Source organism: Candidatus Latescibacterota bacterium, assembly GCA_019038625.1.
In the GTDB taxonomy this organism is placed as follows: Bacteria; Krumholzibacteriota; Krumholzibacteriia; order Krumholzibacteriales; family Krumholzibacteriaceae; genus JAGLYV01.
On record JAHOYU010000190.1, the window covers coordinates 1 to 10,098 of the forward strand.

Annotated in this window: 7 protein-coding genes; 4 read left to right on the plus strand and 3 right to left on the minus strand. The window is 52.9% G+C overall.

All coding sequences use genetic code 11. The annotated features are described in order from the left end of the window. From KOO63_13325 to KOO63_13340, 4 genes are all read left to right on the plus strand, one after another. Positions 1 to 314 (plus strand): PadR family transcriptional regulator (locus KOO63_13325; protein MBU8922794.1); only part of this gene is annotated, 314 nt, incomplete at its 5' end. Then, the gene (locus KOO63_13330; GenBank protein ID MBU8922795.1) at positions 307 to 1,197 is read left to right on the plus strand and encodes a sensor domain-containing protein; all 891 of its coding nucleotides are present in this window, start codon (positions 307 to 309) and stop codon (positions 1,195 to 1,197) included. The genes KOO63_13325 and KOO63_13330, both read left to right, overlap by 8 nt. Positions 1,198 to 1,293: 96 nt before the next feature. Beyond that, positions 1,294 to 2,181, plus strand: coding sequence for an ABC transporter ATP-binding protein (locus KOO63_13335; protein MBU8922796.1), 888 nt, complete (start codon positions 1,294 to 1,296; stop codon positions 2,179 to 2,181). Positions 2,182 to 2,197: 16 nt separating this feature from the next. Continuing rightward, positions 2,198 to 5,809 (plus strand): hypothetical protein, encoded by a 3,612-nt coding sequence (locus tag KOO63_13340; GenBank protein MBU8922797.1) that lies wholly within the window; start codon positions 2,198 to 2,200, stop codon positions 5,807 to 5,809. Between the two features lie 413 nt (positions 5,810 to 6,222). Here the strand turns inward: KOO63_13340 and KOO63_13345 are convergent, their stop codons facing one another. From KOO63_13345 to KOO63_13355, 3 genes are all read right to left on the minus strand, one after another. Next, positions 6,223 to 6,513: a hypothetical protein gene (locus KOO63_13345; protein ID MBU8922798.1), complete on the minus strand. Its 291-nt coding sequence runs from the start codon at positions 6,511 to 6,513 to the stop codon at positions 6,223 to 6,225. After that, entirely contained in the window at positions 6,513 to 8,111 is a 1,599-nt protein-coding gene (locus KOO63_13350) for a hypothetical protein (GenBank protein ID MBU8922799.1), read from the minus strand. The genes KOO63_13345 and KOO63_13350 overlap by 1 nt, the downstream gene beginning before the upstream one ends. Before the next feature lie 30 nt (positions 8,112 to 8,141). Further along, positions 8,142 to 10,098: GH92 family glycosyl hydrolase (locus tag KOO63_13355; protein ID MBU8922800.1), on the minus strand; the 1,957-nt coding region annotated here is incomplete at its 5' end.

Genomic DNA, 10,098 nt, shown 5'->3' on the forward strand with positions numbered 1-10,098 from the left:
CCGTATCCCTTGTACTCCTCAGTATCCTCAGCCGGTCCGGAGGTCCGATGTACGGCTACGAGATAACAAAGAACATCGATTCGAACCCGGTGGAGACTCCCAGCATGGGACAGGGAGCACTTTACCCCGTCCTCAGGTCGCTGGAAAAGAGCGGGCTTCTCAGCAGCCAGGTCGAGCCCTCCGTATCAGGTCCTCCGAGACGCTACTACAATATCACCGGCCCCGGGCGCGAAACACTCGAGGCATGGACAGATACCTGGGTAAAGACGAGGGATTTTGTGGACGCCATTCTGAAAGGAAACGACGATGTCTGAGTTGATCAATGAATATCTGACACGGCTGAAAAAGGCCCTGAGTGGCTCGGATCCCGCGACGATCCAGGATGCTCTGTCCGACGCGGAAGAACATCTCTGGACGGCTCTTCAGCAGTCGAATGAACTATCGCCCGGGAAAAGCGAACAGGAAGTGATCGCCTCCGAGATCGAACGATTCGGGTCTGCGGAGGAAGTCGCGGCGGCATACAGGGAGATCGAGTCGAGGATACGTCCTGCATTGGAAATTCCGAAAGCTACCAGCAAAAAATCAGCAGCCGCAAGGTTCTTCGGCGTCTTCACCGATCCGAGAGCGTATGCGTCGCTCTTCTATATGTTCTTCTCGTTTATCCTCGGGGTCTTCTATTTCACCTGGACAGTGACAGGACTTTCCCTCTCAATCGGGATCATGATCCTGATCATCGGCCTGCCCTTCTTCGGGTTCTTCCTGATGTCGGTGCGGGGAATCGCCCTGGTCGACGGGAGAATAATCGAAGCATTGCTCGGAGAGCGCATGCCGCGAAGGCCGATCTTCTCGAAAAAGCCGATGAACTGGCGCGATAAACTGTTTTTTCTATTCACTGATCCAATGGTCTGGAGGACTGTCTTCTATAACCTGTTGATGCTCCCTCTTGGTGTGATTTATTTCAGTCTGACGATCACGAATATCGGGATATCTCTCGTATTGCTCCTGAGGCCTGTGCTGGAGTACTGGTTCCACCTTCCCCTCATCCAGAACAACGACTGGTGTTACTGGACTCCCGGCTATCTCATGCCGGTATCGGTGGCCCTTGGAGTGATCTGGTTCCTGCTGACCCTTCACATGGCTAAAGGGTTCGGCAAGATGCACGCGAAGATCGCAAAGACGCTGCTGGTGAAAGATTAGCGACTGAACAGATCCCGGTCCAAGTGGTGTGAAACATGCCCGGACAGGAACAAATACGGGTGGTGCGCCGCATCACCAGATTGGAAAATGGAGGTTATGATGACTGAAGAATTCAAACTGGATATCAGGAATATATCAAAGACATACGGAAATGGAGTGAGGGCTCTCGATGAAGTATCACTCACTATCAATAAGGGGATGTTCGGGCTGCTCGGGCCGAACGGCGCCGGGAAATCCACATTGATGAGATCGATCGCGACATTGCAGGCAGTAGATAAGGGAACTATGGCCCTCGGTGAGATAGACGTCCTGAAAGATCACGATTCCATACGACGTATACTCGGATATCTCCCCCAGGATTTCGGAGTCTACGCGAACGTGTCGGCTCATAACCTGCTTTCCCATTTCGCCACTCTCAAGGGGATCACAGACAGAAGACAGCGTAACGAGACTGTCGATCGCCTCCTTCACAAGACCAACCTGTGGAATGTCAGAAAGAAGAAACTGGGCTCCTTCTCCGGTGGGATGAAGCAGCGATTCGGCGTCGCCCAGGCCCTCATCGGGGACCCGCGCCTGATAATCGTCGACGAACCGACCGCCGGGCTCGATCCGGAGGAGAGAAATCGTTTTCTCAACCTCCTCAGCGAGATCGGAGAGAACGTCATAGTCATCCTCTCCACCCATATAGTGGAGGACGTAAGTGAAGTTTGTAATTCGATGGCCATTATTTCCGAGGGCCGGGTCCTCAGGACCGGAAGTCCCGCCGAAACGATTGCTGAACTCGAAGGGAAAATATGGAAGATGGCGGTAGAAAGAGGAGACTTGCCAGCTCTCAGGGACAAATTCAGGATCGTCGGCGAGAGGCTGTCAGCAGGAAAGACTTATATCCACGTCTATTCTGATCAGTCTCCGGGTGATGAGTTCGAGCAGTCCAGCGCAGATCTGCGAGACGTTTATTTCACAACCCTTCGACAGGTAAACTGAAAGGAGGAAGTGTAATATGTTCAGAGAAATATTGAGATTCGAGATCCTTTTCCGGCTGCGGCGGCCACTCCTGTACATCTTTGCCGTCATATTCTTCCTGATGCCTTTCGGTGCGATCTCGACTGACTCTATAATGATCGGTGGAGAGATCGGCAATGTGGCCAGGAATGCTCCCTACGTGATCATCAACATGCTGGCGATGATGAGCGCCATAGGGCTTCTCTTTCTGACGATATTTGTCGCGCCCGCGGTGAATCGGGATAACGAAGATAATGTACAGGAACTGTTTTTCAGCACACCTCTGACAAAACCTGCGTATATCTTCGGACGCTACGCCGGTTCGGTCATCCCTGTCATCCTTGCCATGTTCGCGTCATGCCTCGGGATATGGCTGGCAAGCATAATGCCCTACCAGGATCCCGAACACATACTGCCTTTCAACGCGCAGCCGTATATCTTCTCGATGGCAGTCTTCGTCATACCTAACATGATCCTCTGCGGAGCCATCTTCTTCTCGGTCGCCACTCTGACGCGAAAAAGTTTCTCCGCCTACGTGGCCGTGATCGCTTTCCTGGCACTATGGGGAATCGGTGCAGCGGTTATGGGCGACCTCGAGCACCAGACATTTGTGTCACTGTTCGATCCATTCGGACTTGGTCCATTCAACGTGATGACAAGATACTGGACGATTGCTGAGCGCAACACCATGACCCTCCCGCTGAGCGGTCTGCTCCTCGCGAATCGAATCCTCTGGTTGTCTGTAGCAGCAGCGATCATGTTCTTCACAAACTGGCGTTTTAAGATGAACCTGGTCTCGTCCGGACAGAAAAAGAAAAGGGTCGATATGCCGGGACCGGTGAACCGGGTAAAACATAAGATCGGGCTCCCTCACCTCGCTGCCTCACCGCCTGTTGAAACAGATTTCTCAGCAAGGTCCAGAGTCAGACAACTGCTCGATCTCGCCGCGTTCGAGACCAGGTCTATCCTGCACTCTGTCCCCTTTCTGATCATCACAATATTCGGGATGGCCAATCTCATCGGTGCCCTGTACGTCGCTCCGGAGGGCACGACCAGCTACCCTCTCACTCAGCATATGCTGGGGGCGATCGACGGCGCGTTCGCGCTTATGTCCTGGCTTGTGATCATCATCTATGGAGCAGAGATAATATGGAAAGATAAGAAAGTGAGGATAGACGGGATCGTCGATTCGCTACCAGTCTCAAACTGGATCCGACTCACCGCAAAACTCACAGCCCTGTCATCCACACTTTTCGTCATGGCCGCGGCAGCCATGACATGCACCATCGCATTTCAGGTATTCAACGGGTACTTCGATTTTCAGCCTCTTCTCTATGTAAAGGGGCTGTTCCTGATCATGCTCGGTGAATGGATACTGCTATGCGTGCTGTCGATATTCCTGCAGGTCCTCGCTGGCAACAGGTATATCGGGACACTGCTGATGGTCCTCTGTTTCGTATCGCTTGAAGTGCTGCCCGGGATGGGATTCAGTCACAATCTTTATCTATTCGCGCAGTTCCCCCTGTCTCGATGGTCCGATATGAACGGCTACGGGCACTTCGGTCAGGCGATCTTCTGGTTCAGGACATACTGGTCGATTTTCGCCGGAATCCTCGCCGTGTTCACCTCGCTTCTCTGGCTGCGTGGAGGAGACCGGCACCCCATGGTGAGACTGAGGCTTCTGGGAGCAAGGATGACAAAACGGCCCGCGACGGCCCTTTCCATCCTGGTAGTCGCATTTCTTCTGACCGGTTCATGGATCTATTACAACACGAATATCCTGAACGACTACGTGACCACCGACGCGGAGAGGCTGACTCAGGCGGAGTACGAAAGACTCTATGGAGAATATGGCGGTCTCCCGCAGCCGAAGATAGTAGCAGCCGACCTCGACGTGGATATATATCCACGCTCAAGAAAAGTCGATATCGGCGGCACTTTGACACTGGTGAATTCTACCGGGTCGACGATCGACTCTCTTCACATGAACATCGACAGGGAGATCGATACGGCGGAGCTTGTGTTGACTTCAAACGGACAGGATGTTCTCAACACGTCCATCCTCCTCGACGACCGCCGGCTCGGCTACAGAATCTATTCGCTTGATCCTCCTCTTCAAAAGGGAGACACACTTCTCATCGATCTCTCACTGATGATAGAAGAAAAAGGGTTCATGAACGGCCATACAAACGTGAAACTGGTCAGAAACGGCACTTTCTTCTCCAGCATGCAATACATCCCCTCGATCGGTTACGATCCGATTCATGAGTTGGACAGTCCCGCCAGACGCAAGGAATTCGAGCTGCCGGACAAAGAGCGACTCCCCGCTGTCGATGATGCTGATGCTTTGATGCATTCATTCACAAGGGACGCTGACAGGATAGACTTCCAGGCGACAGTCAGCACCGACGGCGATCAGATCGCGATCGCGCCCGGCGATCTTGTGAGAGAATGGACAGAAGATGGCCGGAACTTCTATCACTACCAGACTGATCAGCCGATCCTGAATTTCTACTGCTTCGTCTCGGGCAGGTTTGAAGTAGCGCGGGAGACCTGTGGGGAAACAGAGATCGAGATCTACTACCACCACAGGCATGGGATGAATGTGCCGAGAATTCTCGAATCTGCACAGAAATCTCTCAAGCATTACTCTTCCGTATACAGCCCATATCCTTACAGAGTGTTGAGAATAATCGAATTCCCGGGATACCGCAGGTTCGCCCAGTCTTTCTCGACCACTATCCCTTTCAGCGAGTCAGCAAATTTCATTGAGGACATCACAAGGGAATCGGCTTTAGACAAGGTTTTTTTTATAACGGCTCACGAGATCGCGCATCAGTGGTTCGGCCACCAGGTCACACCTGCTCCGGTCCAGGGAGGAGAGATGATAGGTGAGAGCCTCACACAGTATTCCGCACTCATGGTGATGGAGAGTGACTTTGGCCCTGACCACATGAAAATGTTCCTCCGCTACGAACTCGACCGCTACCTCAGCGGCAGGTCAGGCGAGTTGAAAGAAGAGATGCCTCTGATGTACGTGGAAGGACAGGGATACATCCATTATAACAAAGGCGCCATGGTGATGTATGCGTTGCGCGACTATCTCGGTGAAGATGTAATGAACGGGGTGCTGAAAGATTATGTGAGACAGGCTGCCTATGTCGGCCCTCCCTACACCAACACTCTTGAATTCATGTCATTGCTGCGTCCGGCCGTGCCGGAGAAATACGCCTATCTGATCGAAGACATGTTCGAGACGATCACCCTCTACGACAACCGTACGGAGAAAGCTGAGTTCAGCAGGACAGCCGACGGAAGGTATAAAGTGACGATCGAGTACCTCTCGAACAAGATGCGGGCAGACGGCAAGGGGTATGAGACCGAAATACCGCATAACGACTGGATCGAGATAGGTATCTATGGCGCAGAGACCGACGAAAGTGGGTCTCTGGGAAAACCGCTATATCAGGAAAAGCACCAGATTGAAAACGGAAGAGGACGGCTGGAGATCATAGTCGATGAGAAACCGCTGCGGGCTGGAATCGATCCCCGCAATATCCTGATAGACCGCGTGCCCAACGATAATGTCAGGAAGATATCGAAAGGATAAGAGGGGGCCAGGATTCAACTTCGCCGAATGCTCGGCTTTCACTGGCCCGGATAGACCGAAGATACCGGCAGGGCCAAACCCTGCCGGGTCTTCTACTCGTCGCCCTTCTTCGAGAAATGCCTGAAAAGCAGTTCTGTCATGAAGAAAGAGATCGCGAAAACCACGGCCGGAATGACTATTCCGAATATGATGTTTCCCATTATTCGTCCCTCTCTTTTCCGTGATGCTTGCGCCATGAATGCCACGCGAGGATGAGCCCCGCGAACGATGTCACGTAGGCCAGCGACATCCCCAGCACCATCTTCAATCCGTTATCCATTTATCGTATCCTTTCCATAGAGATCATCGCTTCGATTTCATGCCGGGGAGTCAGATTCGATCCTCCTGCGTCCTTTCGTCCTCCGGCCATCCAGTCAATCCTCCCATTTCATCTTCTTCTCCAATTCCTCCAGGTAATGTTTCTGCTTCTCTTCATACCCTCGCGATATCGCGGACAACTTCGGATTTATTATTTTGATCATCAGGACCATCAGAGCTATTCCAGCCGAGAGCGCGACGAATCCTTCCGGAATGAGAAGGGCGCTCAAAGCTCCGCCGATGAGTATCAGGACATAGATCAGAGGTGAGATTATCACCGTGATCGTGTCTTCCTTTGTCCACTCGTCGGCCTCGGCTGGAGTCCAGTCTGTTCTTATCTGTCGCATCATTTCCTCCTGGAAATTTCCGGTTCATTATTTCCGATCAAACCTCTTCTCTCCGCTTCCCTCCTCACAGGCCCCCACCATCCGACGGGCCTTGACATGACATAGAACTTGACCAGTCTGTCCATGTTTTCAGGCTTCGTAAGAAATGTGACAGGTATGAAAACAAGGGCCCCGAGAAGCATCAACAGCCAGAACTGGTGATAGTCTCTCAACTCGGGCAGTATCCCGAAAGCTGGCAGTACCCATACGACAAGCCAGGAGAATACGAGGTTCGACACCCAGGCGGCGAGGTAAGCCCACCCGTTGAATCTCCACCATATCACCTGCAGGATCCCGGGCAGCCATATCCCGGCGGCCATAATCCAGAGAGCGAATATCAACCACTCCGTTATGTTCTCCATTATGGACCCGAAAATGAACGAGCCGAGAAGGAGGATCACCGTGCCGACCCTGCCCACAAGAACGAGCTTTTTCTGGGTCGCCTTCGGGTTGATATAATGATGGTAAAGATCTCTCGTTATATAGACTGCCCCCAGATTGAGATGAGTCGAGATCGTGGAGATATGTATGGCGACGATCGCGGCAAAGAAAAATCCTATCATCCCGGGAGGAAGATTCTCGAAGCCCAGCCTGAACCACGCCATCTCGTAATCTTTCACATCCGTCAGGTCCGGATAGAGAACGAAGAAGGCGAGGATCGCCGCCCCCCAGATAGCGTTTCTGAAAATGACCAGTGCGGAACCGGCCCATATCGACCAGGAGGCGTCTTTAACGGTTTTTGCCGACTGTATCCTCTGTGCCTCGGGGAACCAGTCGATCGCTGTCCCCATTCCGAGCCCCCCGAGTATCCCGATGAAAAGCATCGTCAGGAACCACGCGACGGGAAACTCTCCCCCGAAAAACCCTGTAAAATTGAAGGGATTGAGTCTGCCCGCCTCACCCATCGCCTCAAGTTTCGAGATGATCTCTCCAGCACCTCCGGCCGAGTTTATCCCCCAGAACGAGACGATGATAATAACGATGAAGGCGATGATCCCCTGCTGGAAATCGGCCATAACGACACCCCAGTACCCTGCCGCAAGCACGTAGACGGCGCATACCGAAGAAAACACTATCAGCCCTATCCAGAGCGGCCAGCCGAACATGAACCCGCAGACCTTTCCCATCGCGATCCCCACCCAACCAAGGATAAACATGTTGAGAAAGACCTGCCATCCGGCCACCCAGCCACGCAGAAGTTCGCCGGACATCCCGCCGAACCTCAGCGATTGCCACTCGGCCTGCGTGTAGGCCAGAGAACGCCTGAACATCTTGGTCGATACGAAGGCGCTGATCGCGCACCAAGCGGCATAGAATGTATACCAGAGCCCCGAAAGTCCGAACCTGTAGACGACCCCCGATACCCACATCGGTGTATCTGTCGCAGTGTGGGTGGCGTATACCGATGAGGCGGGAAGCCACCAGGGCAGCCCTCTGCCGGCAAGAAAGAAATCGGATTCCGACCTCTTGCCGAGCCGGTAAAACCTCACTCCGCTACCCACCATCAGTACAATGAAGGCTATCAGCCAGAACCAGTCGAGAAATTGAAAGACTACCATCCACCCTCTCCTTTTCGCACCGTAGCAATACTATTTCACTGTCACCTCATCGATGAATATCCAGGCTTTGCCGTTCGCACCGACATGCCACCCGGGGCATATACCTATCGACTCGGCCCTCACCCTGACAAATCTCGCCGTCTCATCAAGGTCTGCGGCTGTCATCTCTCTTATCACCGCTTCATCCTGCCTGTCGTCGATATCGTTCACCAGCATGGTGACTACCCTGAAATCTTTTCCATCTGAAGAAACGGCGAACTCCACGGTCCTCGGCATGAATATCCATGCTCTCTGGTCGTGAAGGAACCCGGCCGAGATGCTTCTCACTTTTATTTCATTCTGCAGATCAAGGACCGCCTCGAAATCGACTCCCCTGTATCCCTGCCATCCTCCCGTGCGAAAATCGACCGATCCCCTTACATGGTCTACCAGCCCAAGAACACCTCCACCTGTATACATCGAGTTGTATCCATTGGTAAGGTTCACGGAAATATCACCCTTTATCCTCTGGAAAACTGCTTCGAGAAGAGGACTTTCAGACATGCCTTTCTCAATCGCGACAGCTTTTAACGTAGCCGACCGGTCCAGTGTGACAGGCTCTGAATAGCCTGTCGATTCCGCGCCGGGGCGGCTTCCATCGAGTGTATAAAATATCTGCGCTCTTTCCTCAGAACAGGATAGTGAAAAAGTCATCGATCCGGTAAAACTCCGTACCGCGGGCTCAACGATAGGAACGGGGCAGGCGATATGATCATCGATCGATGAGACGGGCAGGTCGGACTTTCCGTTGCCCCATTTCGAAGGGAAATCCCCCATATCGAATTCGAGCTTTCCGCCTGAAACTATATCGGAATGGGAGATCCAGGACTTTGTTCGTTCGCTGCCATTCAACTTCGAACTCTGGATATAATAATCACTGCCCGATACTCCCCGCGCCGTTATTGTGAAGATCCTTCCTTCGCCCAGATCGATCTCGATCTTTTCGAAAAGGGGGCTGCCGATCATATATTTATCGCTGCCCGGGATCACCGGGTAGAATCCCATCGCGCTCAGTACATACCAGGCTGACATCTGCCCGCAGTCCTCATTCCCGCACAGCCCGTCAGGCGCGTCCCGGTACATACCATCCATTATTTCGCGGACACGCTGCTGCGTCTTCCAGGGCGAACCGGTGAAGTTATAGAGATATGCCATATGCTGACTTGGTTCGTTCCCATGGGCGTATTGACCGATCAGCCCCGTGACGTCAGGGGCCTCGAACCCCTTCAGCTCTCCGCTGCGCATGAACAATGAATCCAGCCTGGCCTCGAGCATATCCAGCCCACCCATCATCCTGGCAAGACCACTGATATCCTGAGGCACATAGAAACTGTACTGCCAGGCGTTGGCCTCGGTGTAATGATAATTGACTTCGTCCGGGTCGAACGGTACTACCCACCCCCCGTTCATCCTCGCTCGCATGAATCCGGTGGACGGATCGAAGACATTTCTATAGTTCTGGGCCCTTTTCATGAATACTGCCGCATCATCCTCCATACCCAAACCTTCGGCCATGACCGCTATGCACCAGTCGTCATAGGCATATTCCAGAGTCCTCGACACAGACTGGCCGGAAAATTCAGAAGGTATGAATCCATACTTCTTATAGTACTCAAGCCCGAGGTGGTCACGTGTCGCGCTGTGCTTCATGGCTTTCATGGCAAGGGCTGTGTCAAAATCCCTGATTCCCTTGATCCATGCGTCGACAATAACGGGAACAGCGTGGTACCCGATCATGCATCCTGTCTCGTTCGCCCCAAGCTCCCAGACAGGCAGCATACCACCCTCTTCAAATTGCCTGAGAAAAGTCTTGATGAAATCGCCCGTTCGCTCCGGCTCGATTATTGTGAAAAGTGGGTGGGTCGCCCTGTATGTATCCCAGAGGGAAAATACGGTGTAATAATCGAACCCATCCGTGCTGTGGACCTCCAGGTCCCTTCCCCTGTAA